The sequence below is a fragment of the Deinococcus indicus genome, from assembly GCF_002198095.1.
GTDB classification, from domain to species: domain Bacteria; phylum Deinococcota; class Deinococci; order Deinococcales; family Deinococcaceae; genus Deinococcus; species Deinococcus caeni.
In genome coordinates this window covers 173680-187219 of sequence record NZ_NHMK01000009.1, presented here as the reverse complement: position 1 = coordinate 187219, position 13540 = coordinate 173680, and the positions used below count along the sequence as shown (strand labels likewise).

The 13540-nt window shown below is 70.5% G+C and carries 14 protein-coding genes and 1 riboswitch; of the genes, 9 read left to right on the top strand and 5 right to left on the bottom strand.

The features are described 5' to 3' along the window. Positions 1-9 precede the first annotated feature (9 nt). The 4 genes from CBQ26_RS03490 (at position 10) to CBQ26_RS21230 (ending at position 2360) form a co-directional block, all read left to right on the top strand. Complete coding sequence (locus CBQ26_RS03490) at positions 10-396, top strand: winged helix-turn-helix transcriptional regulator (protein WP_088247196.1); 387 nt, start codon at positions 10-12, stop codon at positions 394-396. 25 nt (positions 397-421) lie between these two features. Further along, positions 422-658, top strand: a complete 237-nt coding sequence (locus tag CBQ26_RS03485) for a hypothetical protein (RefSeq protein WP_088247195.1) — start codon at positions 422-424, stop codon at positions 656-658. Between the two features lie 42 nt (positions 659-700). Further along, complete coding sequence (locus tag CBQ26_RS03480) at positions 701-1252, top strand: hypothetical protein (protein ID WP_088247194.1); 552 nt, start codon at positions 701-703, stop codon at positions 1250-1252. 469 nt (positions 1253-1721) lie between these two features. Next, the gene (locus CBQ26_RS21230) at positions 1722-2360 is read left to right on the top strand and encodes a hypothetical protein (protein ID WP_143341968.1); all 639 of its coding nucleotides are present in this window, start codon (positions 1722-1724) and stop codon (positions 2358-2360) included. Between the two features lie 204 nt (positions 2361-2564). Here the strand turns inward: CBQ26_RS21230 and CBQ26_RS22185 are convergent, their stop codons facing one another. Together CBQ26_RS22185 and CBQ26_RS03475 are read right to left on the bottom strand one after the other, a co-directional pair. Further along, the gene (locus tag CBQ26_RS22185; protein WP_191301540.1) at positions 2565-2708 is read right to left on the bottom strand and encodes a hypothetical protein; all 144 of its coding nucleotides are present in this window, start codon (positions 2706-2708) and stop codon (positions 2565-2567) included. A 222-nt stretch (positions 2709-2930) separates the two neighbouring features. After that, a complete protein-coding gene (locus tag CBQ26_RS03475; protein ID WP_172417899.1) occupies positions 2931-4202 on the bottom strand; it encodes a hypothetical protein in 1272 nt (423 codons plus the stop codon). Between the two features lie 204 nt (positions 4203-4406). Continuing rightward, positions 4407-4492: riboswitch (ZMP/ZTP riboswitch) on the top strand. 51 nt (positions 4493-4543) lie between these two features. On the opposite strand from CBQ26_RS03475, the gene purH reads away from it, so the two are divergent. Next, on the top strand, positions 4544-6142 hold the full coding sequence (gene purH, locus CBQ26_RS03470; RefSeq protein WP_088247192.1) for a bifunctional phosphoribosylaminoimidazolecarboxamide formyltransferase/IMP cyclohydrolase: 1599 nt from the start codon (positions 4544-4546) through the stop codon (positions 6140-6142). 250 nt (positions 6143-6392) lie between these two features. Here the strand turns inward: purH and CBQ26_RS03465 are convergent, their stop codons facing one another. Next, the gene (locus CBQ26_RS03465) at positions 6393-7046 is read right to left on the bottom strand and encodes a DUF4258 domain-containing protein (RefSeq protein WP_373297222.1); all 654 of its coding nucleotides are present in this window, start codon (positions 7044-7046) and stop codon (positions 6393-6395) included. A gap of 347 nt (positions 7047-7393) precedes the next feature. Between CBQ26_RS03465 and CBQ26_RS03460 the strand changes: the two genes are divergently transcribed. Next, the gene (locus CBQ26_RS03460; RefSeq protein ID WP_088247191.1) at positions 7394-8254 is read left to right on the top strand and encodes a GNAT family N-acetyltransferase; all 861 of its coding nucleotides are present in this window, start codon (positions 7394-7396) and stop codon (positions 8252-8254) included. A gap of 131 nt (positions 8255-8385) precedes the next feature. Continuing rightward, positions 8386-8691, top strand: coding sequence for a hypothetical protein (locus tag CBQ26_RS03455; RefSeq protein ID WP_088247190.1), 306 nt, complete (start codon positions 8386-8388; stop codon positions 8689-8691). A 419-nt stretch (positions 8692-9110) separates the two neighbouring features. On the opposite strand, the gene CBQ26_RS03450 is transcribed toward CBQ26_RS03455, so the two are convergent. Then, the gene (locus CBQ26_RS03450) at positions 9111-9731 is read right to left on the bottom strand and encodes a DUF305 domain-containing protein (RefSeq protein WP_088247189.1); all 621 of its coding nucleotides are present in this window, start codon (positions 9729-9731) and stop codon (positions 9111-9113) included. A gap of 73 nt (positions 9732-9804) precedes the next feature. Between CBQ26_RS03450 and CBQ26_RS03445 the strand changes: the two genes are divergently transcribed. Further along, positions 9805-10611, top strand: coding sequence for a YdcF family protein (locus CBQ26_RS03445; RefSeq protein ID WP_088247188.1), 807 nt, complete (start codon positions 9805-9807; stop codon positions 10609-10611). A gap of 64 nt (positions 10612-10675) precedes the next feature. After that, positions 10676-12085, top strand: a complete 1410-nt coding sequence (gene trmFO, locus CBQ26_RS03440) for a methylenetetrahydrofolate--tRNA-(uracil(54)-C(5))-methyltransferase (FADH(2)-oxidizing) TrmFO (protein ID WP_088247187.1) — start codon at positions 10676-10678, stop codon at positions 12083-12085. Positions 12086-12242: 157 nt separating this feature from the next. Here the strand turns inward: trmFO and CBQ26_RS03435 are convergent, their stop codons facing one another. Then, positions 12243-13469: a hypothetical protein gene (locus CBQ26_RS03435; protein ID WP_088247186.1), complete on the bottom strand. Its 1227-nt coding sequence runs from the start codon at positions 13467-13469 to the stop codon at positions 12243-12245. Positions 13470-13540 lie beyond the last annotated feature (71 nt).

The window sequence follows — 13540 nt, the reverse complement described above, 5'->3', positions numbered from 1 at the left end:
ACTCTGGTCATGAGCGAACACACTGGATTCTGCCCGGTCTACCGGGCCATCGGGGTGTTGCAGGAGAAATGGGTGCTGCACATCGTGCGCGCCCTGCTCGACGGCGAGAAGGGGTTCAACGAACTCGCGCGGGCCGTCGGCGGTTGCAACAGCGCCACCCTCACGCAGCGCCTCGAACACCTCGAGCAACTCGAACTGATCAACAAACGCACCGAGGACAGCCACGGCAAACTGGCCCGGTCCGTCTACACCCTCACCCCCGCCGGCCGCGAGTTGCAGAGCGTCATAGACGCCATCGACGGCTGGGCCAAGACCCACCTGAACGCCCCAGTCACTCCCACGGGACCCGTCACTCCCACGGGACCCGTCACGCCCGCCGAACCCACCCCCTGCTGACCCCCCCGCACGCCCGGAGGCCTCCATGCTGGCATTCACGCTGCTGATCGTCCTGCCCGCCGCCCTGATCGCCCTGTCGTTCCGGATTCGGCCGCTGGTCCCGGCCGACGAGGGGCCCCGCGACGTGCTGGGCGTCAATCTGGCTGCCGGCGGGCTGTTCGGCAGCCACGGTCTGGCGGCCGATCACCGCAGCGTCCGCGAGGAAACGGAACCCGTGCGTTTCGACCTGAGTGCCCTGCCGGCCCCGCGCGAGCGTGAATGAACGGCGAACGCCGCCCCGCACGCCGCCCGGTACCCTGAGCGCATGAGCATCAAGGACAAGTTCACGCCCGACGAGTGGTTCAAGGTCATGACCGGCCCCGGCCGGGCCGGCGCGGCCGTCATGGCCGCCAGCCCCAGCGGCCTGACCGGCCTGATCGCCGAGGCGCGCGCCGTCTCGGACGCCACCCGCGAGAGCGTGAGCGCCGCCACCCGCACGCCGCTGCTCGAGGCCATGGCCGCCGACATGCTCGGCACCGCCCCCGACACGCAGCCCCCCCAGGAACGCGCCCGCAACGCCGAAGAAGCCCGCGAGCAGAGCCTCCAGGCCGTGCGGCAGGCGGCGTGGCTGGTCAGCGCCAAGGCCAGCCCCGAAGACAACGCCGCGTACCGCCAGATGCTGATGAACGTGGCGGAACGCACCGCGAACGCCGCCACGGAGGGCGGCTTCCTGGGCATCGGCGGCAAGCTGGTCGACGAGAAGGAACAGGCCGTGCTGGACGAACTGCGCCGCCTGCTGTTCCCCGACGACGCGCCCGCCACCACCGCCTCCGACATGGTCTCCCCCGCCCCGGACGGCAGCGGCAACAGCGGCTGAACCCGGTGCAGGACAGGGCGCGGAGGGAACTCACCTCCGCGCCCTGTCGTTGATTCCGCCGCCGTGCTCGCCGGGCCGATCAGCTTTCCGGCTGCTCATGCGGTTTCCTTCTGTTTCTTTGACAGGTTGGAGCACCACTGATCTGTCAACTCCACGTGCGGAACCCATTTCTCTATCTTCTCGCTACCGCTCGGATGGCTTTGTAAGTCATCCGAGCGGAGTACATATAGCTCTGCGCGGCATCTACGCAGCACAGGGGAGTGATGAGCAATGTCAACTTACGCCGGTATCAATAAGTGCTCATTTCCGGGCTGTTCAGGCAGAGCCTGTCGCAGCCAAAAATCCTCTACACGACGCAACGAAGAAAGTGACGTGTTGACCGACGTTTTCCCTGTTCTGTGTCGTCATGACGTCGTGTGGCACACGACTCCAGCAGGCGTGGAAATTCTTGTACACTCGAAGGAATCCAATGACTCACATGTCCTCGCCTTTGATCCGCAGCACCCTCTTGCTGGTAAGCACCTGCTCACTCTCGATTGCCAACGCCGCGCCGTTGCAACTTCAGGGCGTCGCAACTGGCGTGAACCAGGAACTCGTATTTGCCTCCGGGTCGGACGGCGTCTACCAGGGCACGGTGGCGGCCGATGGGACATTTCAAGTCACTCTGCCTGACGTTGCCAAGTCGTACGTCAGGTCTCTGGATATCATGGTAACGGAGGGCCACACCAGCTGCTTGAAGTCCAATCAACAGGACAAAGAAGCGTGGTTCAGCAACCTCAGTACTTTCCGGCTGAACAGTAAAAGGAACATTGATGACTCTTGGACCCTCGTGGCGGGGGTGAACACCGCGCTTAAAGGTATGGATATAGGCTATTTCGCCCGTTTCATCTACGCATCCACAGATGTGAACATTGATATAGCCTCGAGCTGCCAGATTGAAAATGGGGTTCTTTTCTCTGGTACAGCACGACTCAGCCTGAAACAAGGCTGGAATCTTGTCCTCAATACTGTGAGTCAGTACAGTACAAACAAGTCCAAAGTTCGGAACGTTACCTTTACCAATCTGCCCGAACACTTCTCGCTGACCTGGAACGTGCTTCACTTCTAAGATCTATCCGCAAAGCCTCAGCGCCGAGGTCCAGGTTGGCGGCATGCTCATCACAGGTGCGTACGCTGAAGGTCAGCAGGCCCGCGTGGCCGGTGGGGGCCCCAGCATTCAGGGCGTCCGTGCCCGCCTGCGGGCCAGTGAGGCGGTCGCGGGTCTGGGCTTGGTCGCTCTCCGCTTTGAGGCCGCCGTGGACGGTCAGGCGGATCACGTCGCCCTCCTTGACGCCAGGGGCCAGTCCTCGGTGGTGCCGTCCGGGAGTTCCACGCGGGCGAGGCGGCCTTTGAGGCCGTCCACCGTGACGAACGACGGGTGCGACATCCGGTCGTCAGAGGCGTCTTCGGTGGGCATGACAAACGTTGCTGCACGTCGGAACTGTTGGAGACAGCACCTTCCCCTAACTGACCCAGAGGGAAACGGCCCTGAGCAGCATCTCAAACGCGTCTCGCTTCAGGGTCTGCCGTTCAGCAAGAGTTTGCGCTTCTCTGATGATGTCGTATCACGCGGCCTCAAGCAGGGAAGTAGAAAATTTTGCTACGAGGCGCTTCGCTCGGACCCAGCGGCCCAAGCTATTCAGTCGGGGTCCGCAGCAGGCCCGACCGTCCGGGCACCCGTTTCCTCGATGCGTTCGTTCATCAGGTCGCGGAAGGCCTGCTCGTGGGGTGTGCCGGCGTCCAGCTGGGTGCCGGTGGAGGCCATGACGTGCTCGCGGCCGTCGCCACGCAGGTACACCGCGCCGCGTTCGCGGTGACTGACCCGCCAGCGGTTCAGGTCGTCGAGCGCCGCGTCGAAAGCGCCGCGTGCGCGGCTGCCGCCCCAGTCCAGGACGGCCGCGCGGATCACGTTCCGGTGTGGTTCCCAGGCGTTCAGCAGCGCCCGCTGCGGCGGGGTCATGGAGGTGCGCGAGTGCCGGAGGGCGCGGCCCAGGTTCGAATCGAACGGCACGCCCAGCGCGAGGTCCGCGACCTGCGTGCCGCCCAGTTGCAGGCCGCTGGCTCCCTCCAGCGGCGGGCCGTCCGGTGCGTCCGGCGCGGGCAGGCCCCAGCCGAAGGTCGGCTGGATGTACACCCGCCACAGGTCGCTGCGCACCACCCGGAACCGCATCAGGGTGTTGATCTGGCGGGTCATGGCCTGCACGGCGGCGTGCAGGGCTTCCAGGGCCGTTTCCAGCGCAGGGCGGTCGTGGTGGTGGGCGGCGGCCAGGGCCTGCGCGGCGGCCGTCAGGACCGCCTGTCCGCGCGCCTCGGTCAGCACGAAGGTCTGGATCCACAGGTCCAGCTGCCCCGCGAGGTCGCGGTCGTCCCCGGCGGGTGTGGCGTGCCAGTTGTGCGCGATCCGCACCTGTCCGGCCTGCACCTGGGCGGCGTGGTACGGCTGGCCGGGCGGCAGGGCGTCCGAGCGCCAGTTCAGGTACTTCAGGGTGTGCATGGTGCCGCAGGCGGGCAGGTCGTGCGCGGCGCTCAGGTCGCGGAACAGGGCGTGCAGGTGCGGCGGGAAGGTCGGCCGTTCCTGAAAGCGGGCGGGCGTGACCGGCACGGCGTTCCAGCGGTACAGGTGCATCAGGATCGCCGTGACCGAGAGCAGCGCCTCCTGCTGGGCGGTGTCCAGCTGCCGGGCGTCGTCCCGGCGGTCACCCAGGGCCGCGTCGAGGTCCAGCAGGTCGGCGCGCACGCCGCCCCCCTGGTAGGCGGGGGCCAGCGCCGGAACAGCGTCCAGCAGGGCCTGGAACGGTCCTGGCAGGCTCAGCAGGGGCGCGGTGGGCGGCAGGAACCCGGTGCGGGCCAGCGGCCGGAACAGCGTCAGCAGTTCCGGCACCCCGGCGGGCGGGGCGTCCGGGAGCGGCACGGCAGGAAGGTCAGGCAGGGGAATCTCCGGTCAGGCGGCCGGCGGGCCGGGAGGAAACGGGCGTCCGGCAGTGCCCGTCCCGGCGGGGCAGCCAGGACCTCCAGTGTAGCCGGGCCGCCCCGCCGGCGGGACGCAACCTCGCGTGGGCGGCGCCCTGTCTGCGACTGCCGGACCCGGCCGCGCCGGAACCCGGTATGCTGCGGCGAGTGCGGGGGCGACTGGCGCTGAACGTGGGCTGACCACGGGGGAGCCTCCGGAAGAGTGAATGATCGCGCGCCTGGGTCGAACGGCTCCCTGTCGGTGGGAACCGTTCGCGTTTTCTGGTTTTGGGAGGAAGGCACATGACGCAGCACGGCACGGAGTTGGGCGGGCAGACCACGGGGCAGGGCCGGAAACGGGCGCTGATCTCGGTCAGTGACAAGACGGGCGTGGTGGATTTCGCGCGGCAGCTGGAGGCGCGCGGCTGGGAGATCCTGAGCACCGGCGGCACGTACGCCAGCATCGTCGCGGCGGGCGTGGCGGCGCGGCAGGTGAGTGACGTGACGGGCTTCCCGGAGATGCTGGACGGCCGCGTCAAGACGCTGCACCCGGCCGTGCACGGTGGGATCCTGGCGCGGCGCGAACCCGGTCACCTGGGGCAGCTGGACGCGCACGGGATCGGCACCATCGATCTGGTGTGCGTGAACCTGTACCCGTTCCGGGAGACGGTGGCGCGCGGCGCGGCGTTCGACGAGGCCATCGAGAACATCGACATCGGCGGCCCGGCCATGATCCGCTCGGCGGCGAAGAACCACGCGGGCGTGCTGGTCCTCGTGGACCCGGCCGACTACCCGGTGGCGCTTCAGGACGACGTGAGCGCCGCCGACCGGCAGCGGCTGGCCGCCAAGGCGTACCGCCACACCAGCGAGTACGACGCCGCCATCACCGCTTACCTGGAGGGCCGCAGCGACGAGCTGCCCACCGAGCTGCCCGAAACACTGACCCTGAACCTCAGCCGCGCCGCAGAGGTCCGTTACGGCGAGAACCCGCACCAGCCGGGCGCGATCTACCGCCTGGGCGGCGCGGTCGGGCCGGTCATCGACGCGCAGGTCGTGGCGGGCAAACCCATGAGCTTCAACAACTACGCCGACGCGGACGCCGCGTGGGCACTGTGCCAGGAACTCGCGGCGCAGGAGACGCAGGCGCAGCACGGCGACCCGGTGGCCGTGTGCGTGGCCGTCAAGCACGCCAACCCCTGCGGCGTGGCCGTCGCGGACGACGTGAAGACCGCCTGGGAACGCGCCCGTGACGCCGACACCCTCAGCGTGTTCGGCGGCGTGGTCGCCGTCAGCGCGCCCGTGACGCTGGAGGCGGCGCAGGCGACGCGCGGCACCTTCCTGGAAGTGCTGATCGCCCCCGAGGTCACGCCCGAGGCCGCCGCGTGGTTCGCGGAGAAGAAACCCGACCTGCGCGTACTCGTGGCCGCCGCGCCGCAGGGCGTGAGCGTACTCGACGTGCGCCCCCTGACCGGCGGCTTCGCCGTGCAGGAACGCGACGCGCGCCCCTGGGACGACCTGTGCCCGGAAGTCGTCACGGCCCGCCAGCCCACCGATCAGGAATGGCACGACCTGCGTTTCGCGTGGGCGGTCGTGAAGAACGCCCGCAGCAACGCCGTGGTCCTGGCGCGCGGCGGCGTGACGGTCGGCCTGGGCGCCGGGGCGGTCAGCCGCATCTGGGCGGCCGAGCGGGCCGTGGCGAACGCGGGCGAACGGGCGCAGGGGGCCGTGCTGACCAGCGAGGCGTTCTTCCCCTTCGACGACGTGGTGCGCCTCGCGGCCAGCGTGGGCGTCACCGCGATCCTGCAACCCGGCGGCGCCAAACGCGATCCCGAGGTGATCGCCGCCTGCAACGAACTGGGCATCAGCATGGTGTTCACGGGCAGCCGCCACTTCCGGCACTGACCGCAGACAGGCAGGGGGGCCGGGACAACGTGTGTTCCGGCCCCCCTGCTGTCTCCCCTGCCTGCCTTGCGTGCCAGTCTGGCGTGCCGTCATCCGGACTGCCGTCTGTTTCGCCAACAATCCGGAACTTCACGGCCCCTGCCGGCTCCACGTCCGGAGGGGCGTGCTGCTCCCACTCTGCGGGGCAGCTCTGCGAGTCGCATCCGCTCGGACCCAGCGGGCTTTGCAGCCCATTCCATCGGAGTCCGGATCAGGCGCTCTTCTTCCAGCGGCCCTTGCCCCGGTAGCCCACGCGGTTCCCGGCGTGCGCGGTGCGGGCGCGGATGGTCTGGTCGTCGTAGCGCAGCATCACGGCCAGCCGCGCCCGGCTGATGATGTGGTGCGGCTGCTTGGGCACGAACGCCGTCACGATCTCCACGAAGCCGTCACGGGCGTGCTGCGCCACGACGTGCAGCGGAAGCTTGACGCCGCACGCCTCGAAGTACCCGCACACCAGCCAGCGGCGGTCCTCGGGGTACACGGCCCGCACCCGGCCGGTCAGCAGGACGTTCATCACGTCGTGCTCCAGGAACCCCTCGGCGCGGGCGTGCCCGATGGCGTGGTCGCACAGGTGGTACCGGCCGTCGTACACCGCTTCCCGCAGGCGGGCGTGCGCGCGGCTCAGGCTGAACTCGTCGGTGCTGACCCCCGCCAGGTCCGCCTCGCGCTGCGGTTTGACCGGCGCCTGCGGCGCGGCGCGCACCGGGGGCGGCGCGTGCTGCGCGCGGCGCGCGGCCTTCTCGGCGCGGGCCAGCTGGGCGCGCAGGACCAGCAGGTCCATGCCCTGCTGCGGGCCGGTCGTCGGGGCGGGGCGGGCGGCGCGGGGCGGGGGGCTCCCGCCCGGTCTGCTGGACTGTTTCGTCACGGCGAACACCTCCGGGATGATGCCGCGCTGCCCGGTCGTCTCTCCGGCGGGGCCAGGGGGGGGCGCCACGTGCGCGGTCCGCCCCCGGCTCAAAAGGAAAACGCCCCTCAAACACGGCTTCGTGTCTGTGGGGAGGCAGGCGGCGTACCCTGTTCAGGGCATGCCCTGAGCATAGCACGCGCGGGCCGGGGCGCGGGGTGAAACGCACGGCAGACAGACCGCCTCGCCGCTGACTAGGCTGAAGGTCAGCGTACCGTCAACCCTGTCGCCCTGGTCCTGCCGTCTCCCCGCTGACCGCGCCCCGTCCCTGCCGGACAGGAGCACAGCCGCCGTTTCCGGAGGTTCCCATGATCCGACCCATGCTGCCCACCGACGTCCCGGACGTCCTCGCGCTCCTGAACTGGATGGACGACGCCCCGGAACGCGAGGTGTTCTCCCCGGACGCCCGCGACCCCCGCGAACTGCAACTGGAATGCGAGGACAGCACCTGCCTCGTGGACACCGACGACGAGGGCGTGCGCGCCTACTGCGCCCTGTCACCCTTCCGGGACGGACTGGTGCTGGAAGGGCCAGTCAGTGACGGCGGGCACCTGCCGGCCCTGCTGCGCCGCGCGCTGGACCACGCCGACGGCCTCCCGGTGTACGCCTTCAGCGCCCGCGACAACGCCCCCGTGCGCGACGCGCTCGAAGCGGCGGGATTCGCGCCCATGCACACCACGGACTTCTACAGCGGCCCGCTGTCGCTGCTGACCCCGCGCGCCTGCGCGCCAGCCGGAACGCGCATCACGCGCCACCTGCCGTTCGAGACGTACCGGGCGCTGTACCGGAGCAGCGAGGACACCTGGGCCGGACGCCTGAACTGGACACCCGAACAGTTCGACGCCCATTTCGCGCAGGACGACGTGCGCCTCGTCGCCCTGATGCGCGGCGAGCAGCCGCTGGGCTTCGCGGAACTGGAATTCTGCCCCGAGGAAGCCCGCGCCGACGTGACCTACGTGGCCGTCCACCCCGCCGAGCGCGGCCAGGGCCTGGGCCTGACCCTGCTGGCCCTGGCCGCCGCCGAGGCCGACACCCACCCGGAACTCCGCACTCTGCGTGTCCGCGCGCACGACCACATGAAACCCGCCCGCGCCCTGTACACCCGCGCGGGCCTGAAACACTGCCGCAGCGTCGTGACATACATGAAAGAAGGCGACGAGGACGTGTAACCCTGCCTGAACGGTCGTTGCCGTCGGGCGCCCGTTCAGGCAGAAACGAGCGGGAACAGGGGGGTTGCCGGACTGCCGGAACGCCATGCCCGCCACAGACTCCGGGCAGGGCGGGCGGTACTCTGCGCGGCATGGCGAAGAAGGACCGACGCACCCCCCAGCAGGCCTTCGTGACCCTGCGCGACATGCCCGGCACCCGCGTGATGTTCTGGGTCGTGGACGCCTGTCCGTACTGCGGCGAACGGCACCTGCACGTCGCCGGGAACATCCGCAACGACCCCGGCGAGTCGCTGGGCGAGTACCCGGCCCCCTGCCAGCCCGACCGTCCCTACGAACTGGCCCTGCCGCCCCAGCCCAAACGCAAGGGCGGCAAGGACGCCCGCCGCAAGGCCCGCCGCGACGCCAAGACCGACGTCTGGGACGAGGACAACTGGTAAGACGGACGCATCGTCACGGCGGTTTCCAGTTCCACTCCAGAGCCAGGGGCACTCCGCAGGACTCCACTTTCAGCCGCCGCCCTGCTCATCAATGGTGCGGACACTGTTCAAGCGCCAGAGGGAACAGGCATGGAACACGTCTTCTGTGACGCCATTCCTGCTCACCCCCTCCCAGCCTCCCCCCTCAAGGGGGAGGGGCAAACACGGCGTGTTCATCGCTGGTCTGCCCGGAAGGGATGAACCTGTCCGCACCATTGCTCATACGGACTGCCGTTTGTTTCGCCGACAATCCGGAACCTCACCGCCCCTGCCGGCTCCACGTCCGGAGGGGCGTTTCTCTCCTGCTCTGCGGGGCAGCTCTCCGAGTCGCATCCGCTCGGACCCAGCGGGCTTTGCAGCCCATTCAATCGGAGTTCGTATCAGTGGCCCATGTCGCTGTGATCGCTGCCCGCGTCACTGTGACTGCCGGTCGGGGCGGGTAACAATTGCGCGCCCCGTTCCCGCAGCAGGCGGGTCATGAACATCACCTCGGACGCCTGGGCCGCCTGGATCTGGCGGGCCAGGGCCTGCACTTCGGGGCGCACGCCGGGCGCCAGGGCCGGGGCCACCATCGCCAGTGCCCCCTGGTGGTGACGGGTCATGAGTTGCAGGAACCGCACCTCGCTCTGCGCGGCTCCCAGGTCGCTCAGGGCCTGCACCTCGGCCTGGGTGGCCATGCCCATCATGCGGGCGTGCTCTGCGCTCATGCCTTCCCCTCCCCAGGGGCGGCCCCACAGGGTCAGCCAGCCGCGCATCTGCCCGATCTGCTCCTGCTGCGACAGCGTGATGTCCAGCGCCAGCGTTCGCAGCTGCTCGTCGCGGCTGCGTTCCCGGACCCGCAGGGCCATGTCCACCGCCTGCGCGTGATGCTGGATCATCTCGCGCACGAACCGGACCTCGGTGCTACTCTCGGCCGGGCCGCCCAGGCGCGGCAGCAGCAGCAGGCCGCCCAGCACGGCAGCGAGAACGACCAGCAGCGGCAGGGCAAATCGGCGGACCATGCCCGCGAGTATAGGCAGCCGCGCCCCGCGACCGGCAGGGGGAAGTGTCCTGCGCCCGCTACACTGCCGGGCGATGACGGCAGCAGAGCGGCGTGAACGGCTGGGCGGCGTGCTCGGCGGAGTGGCCGTGGGCGCGGCGCTGGCGGTCCTGGCTGCCTTTCTGGGCGAGGTGCGCGCCCCGCCCGCCCTGCTGCTGACCCTGATCGCGGCCGCCGGGGTGGCCGGCGCCTTCCGGGCGTCCCGCCGGGCGCTAAACGTGGCGGCGGGTGCGCTGGCCCTGACGCTGGCCGCGTGCCTGCTGACCCCCGTCCTGCGCGGCCCGCTGGCGGCCCTGACCCTGTCACAGCCGCCCGTGAAGGCGGACGCCATCGTGGCGCTCGGCGCGGGCGTCCACTGCGGCAGCCGCGAACTGGAAGCCAGCGCCGTCGCCCGCCTGACCGGCGCCCTGACCCTCTGGCAGGCCGGGTACGCCCCGGTCGTGACCGTCTCCGAGCAGTCCGGCCTGATCGGGCCGCGCGACTGCCCGAAGATGAGCGTGCTGGAAACCGAACTGACCCGCGCGCTGTACGGGCCGGGCGGCCCCACGCTGGTCACGCTGAGGAACGTCACCACCACCCGCGACGAGGCCGCCCGCGTGCGCGACCTGGCCCGCACGCGCGGCTGGACGACCGTCCTGCTGGTGACCAGCCCCAGCCACAGCCGCCGCGCCGCCGCCCTGTTCCGCACGTACGGCGTGAACGTGGTCAGCGTGCCCGCGAAGGAGTGGCGATTCGATCAGACGCTCGGCCAGCCCAGCGACCGACTGATCGCCACCCGCATCCTGCTGTACGAGGCCCTGTCGCGCGTGAAGGCCGCGCTGGGCGGCACGCCGGAACGCTGAGGGGCGTGCGGATTCGCCTCGCGGCACAAATGCCGCTGCGAAGCTGCCCTACACTGCCGTCTTGATGAGCGAGCGAATGATCACGGTGATTGGTGCGGGACTGGCGGGGTCCGAGGCGGCCCTGGCGGCGGCGCGGCTGGGCGTGCGGGTGCGCCTGTTCGAGATGCGGCCGGTGAAGATGACCCCGGCGCACCGCAGCGGGAATTTTGCGGAGCTGGTGTGCAGCAACTCGCTGGGCGGCGAGGGCGAGTTGCAGAGCAAGGGCCTGTTGCAGGCCGAGCTGCGCAGCGTGGGGGGCGCGATCGTGGGCGCGGCGGACGCCTCCAAACTGCCGGCCGGGAACGCGCTGGCGGTCGAGCGGGACGAGTTCAGTGAGCGGGTGACGCGGGCGGTGCGGGAGCATCCGCTGATCGAGGTGCTGGGCGAGGAGGTCACGGCCGTGCCGGAGGGCATCGCGGTGATCGCGTCGGGGCCGCTCACGTCGGACGCGCTGGCGGCGGACATGGCCCGCCTGACGGGCAGCGAGCGCCTGAGTTTCTATGACGCGGCGGCGCCCGTGATCGCCTTCGATTCCATCGACATGGACGTGGCGTGGCGGGCGGGACGTTACGACCAGAGCGCTGATTACATCAACTGCCCGTTCACGAAGGACGAGTACCTGGCGTTCTTCGGGGCGCTGGAGCAGGCGCGCAGTCACACGCCGCACGACTGGGAGAAGCTGGAGTTCTTCGAGGGCTGTATGCCCATCGAGGAGATCGCCCGGCGCGGGATCGACACGCCGCGCTTCGGGCCGATGTCGCCCAAGGGCCTGGACGATCCGAGGACCGGGCGCTGGCCGTACGCGGTGGCGCAGCTGCGTCAGGAGGACCGCGAGGGCCGCATGTGGTCGCTGGTGGGCTTCCAGACGGGCCTGAAGTGGGGGGATCAGAAGGCGGTCGTGAACCTGATTCCGGGCCTGGGAAACGCGGAGATCGTCCGGTACGGCGTGATGCACCGCAACACGTACCTGAACGCGCCGCTGGTGCTGGAATCCACCCTGCAACTGAAGGCCGACCCGACCAAGCTGGTGGCGGGCGTCCTGGCGGGCACGGAGGGGTACCTGGAGTCGGCAGCGACCGGCTGGCTGGCCGGAACGAACGCCGCGCGCCTCGCGCTGGGCCTGCCGCCGCTCACACCGCCTGCCGAGAGCATGCTGGGCGGCCTGACCCGCTACCTCGCAAGCGCGAACCCGAAGGGGTTCCAGCCCATGAACGTCAACTGGGCGCTGGTGCCGGAACTGCCTGCCGAGATCAACGAGAAGACCGGCAAGCCCCGCAAGCTGGGCAAGCGCGAGAAACGCCCGGTGATGTTCCGCCGGGGCCTGAATGCCTTCATGGAGTGGGCGCAGGACGAGGCGGGCCTGACGGTCACGCCGCCCCCCGCGCGCGAGGAAGTGGCCGCGCAGCCGGAGGGGGCAGAGGCCGCCGGAGCGTAAAGCGCCGGGCTCCCCAGGGTCACAGCGGTTTCCAGTTCCATTGAAGGGCCAACAGCACGCCCTTCAATTCCACTTCCAACCGCTGGTGTGAACGGCTTCTCGCTTTGCTCGGTTCAGGGGTGCTGAGGGAACCCCTCAACACCCCTGAAAACTGCTGTCAGAACTGCCGTGTCTGAATCTGCTGGAGCTGAATCTGGTAGACGCCGCCCCCGTCTTCCCTCCAGGCGAGGGTGGTGCGTCCGGCGTCGTCGGTGGCGACGCTGGGGCTGCGGGCGTCGCGGCGCGGATCGCGGTTCTGCACGCCCAGCGGCTGCCAGTGCCGGCCGGTCCAGCGGGCGAGGTGGACCTGCCCACGGCCGCCGCGTTCCTCCACCCAGGCGAGGACGGCGTACCCGGCCGGGTCGGTGCTCAGGGTGGGGGCGGAGGCGAACGCGGCGCTGAGCGGGCCGCCCAGCGGCTGCCAGCGCCGGCCGTCCCAGCGGGCGGCGTACAGGGTGTCCTGTCCGGCGTGGTCCTCCAGCCACGCGGTGATGGGGCGGTCCTGGCCGTCCAGCACGAGGCGGGTGGAGGCCACGTACCCCGGCGCGTGGCGGTTGAGCGGGCCGCCGAGCGCCTGCCATGCCTGTCCGTCCCAGCGGGCGGCCAGGACGCGGCTGGCGATCACGTCGCCCTGGAGCCACGCCACGACCGGCTGTCCGGCGCGGGTCAGGGCCAGGGCGGGCGTGCGGGAGAACTGCGCGCGCTCGTTGAACTGCGGGCCGCGCACCCAGCTGTTCAGGGTGTCGTTCCAGCGGCGGACCGTGAGCTGGCTGCCGTCGGGGCGGCGCAGCCACTCGCCCCAGGCGAGGACCGCCTCGCCCTTCCAGGCGGCGACGGCGCGGGTGCGGGCGGCGTAGGGCAGGTCGTCGCCCAGGTAGCGCCCAGGCCAGTCGGTCCAGCCGCCGGGCCGCAGGGCGCGCAGCTGCACGATGTCGTTGTCGCCGTAGTTCTCGTTCCAGACCAGGACGGCGCTGCCGTGCCGGTCGGCGCTGAGGTTCAGGTTCGCGGCGGGGCGGGGGTGGCAGTCGTTCAGGCCGAACGCGCCGCCCACCCCGGCACCGTCCTGGCGGGGGAGCGGCGTCCAGGGGCCGCCGGGCGCGGCTTTCCAGGCGCGCAGCGTGCGGGCGGTGAAGGTGCCCCGGCCGCTGCTGAAACGCCCGCTGTCGCTGAGGGTGGCCAGGAACACGGTGCCGCCGGGCGCAGCCGCCACCGCGACCTCGCGCACGGGGGTGTCCAGGGCTGGCGGCGTCCAGGGCGGGGCGGGTGGGGGGTTCCCGCTGCCCAGCGCAGCGCCGGACAGCAGGAGGGCAGGCAGCAGGGCGGGTCGCGGGGGGCGGGTGGGCATCGGGGAGCACCTCCGGGCGGGGCGGGTCACGGCGATTGTCGTCTGAGGGAAGCGCAGAACACAAGGGGAGG

Bases quoted from the DNA above. Each gene is read 5' to 3' on its own strand.
- CBQ26_RS03490 (WP_088247196.1), top strand. From the start codon at position 10: ATGAGCGAACACACTGGATTCTGCCCGGTCTACCGGGCCATCGGGGTG.
- CBQ26_RS03485 (WP_088247195.1), top strand. From the start codon at position 422: ATGCTGGCATTCACGCTGCTGATCGTCCTGCCCGCCGCCCTGATCGCC.
- CBQ26_RS03480 (WP_088247194.1), top strand. From the start codon at position 701: ATGAGCATCAAGGACAAGTTCACGCCCGACGAGTGGTTCAAGGTCATG.
- CBQ26_RS21230 (WP_143341968.1), top strand. From the start codon at position 1,722: ATGACTCACATGTCCTCGCCTTTGATCCGCAGCACCCTCTTGCTGGTA.
- CBQ26_RS22185 (WP_191301540.1), bottom strand. From the start codon at position 2,708: ATGCCCACCGAAGACGCCTCTGACGACCGGATGTCGCACCCGTCGTTC.
- purH (WP_088247192.1), top strand. From the start codon at position 4,544: ATGACGCAGCACGGCACGGAGTTGGGCGGGCAGACCACGGGGCAGGGC.
- CBQ26_RS03460 (WP_088247191.1), top strand. From the start codon at position 7,394: ATGATCCGACCCATGCTGCCCACCGACGTCCCGGACGTCCTCGCGCTC.
- CBQ26_RS03455 (WP_088247190.1), top strand. From the start codon at position 8,386: ATGGCGAAGAAGGACCGACGCACCCCCCAGCAGGCCTTCGTGACCCTG.
- CBQ26_RS03450 (WP_088247189.1), bottom strand. From the start codon at position 9,731: ATGGTCCGCCGATTTGCCCTGCCGCTGCTGGTCGTTCTCGCTGCCGTG.
- CBQ26_RS03445 (WP_088247188.1), top strand. From the start codon at position 9,805: ATGACGGCAGCAGAGCGGCGTGAACGGCTGGGCGGCGTGCTCGGCGGA.
- trmFO (WP_088247187.1), top strand. From the start codon at position 10,676: ATGAGCGAGCGAATGATCACGGTGATTGGTGCGGGACTGGCGGGGTCC.
- CBQ26_RS03435 (WP_088247186.1), bottom strand. From the start codon at position 13,469: ATGCCCACCCGCCCCCCGCGACCCGCCCTGCTGCCTGCCCTCCTGCTG.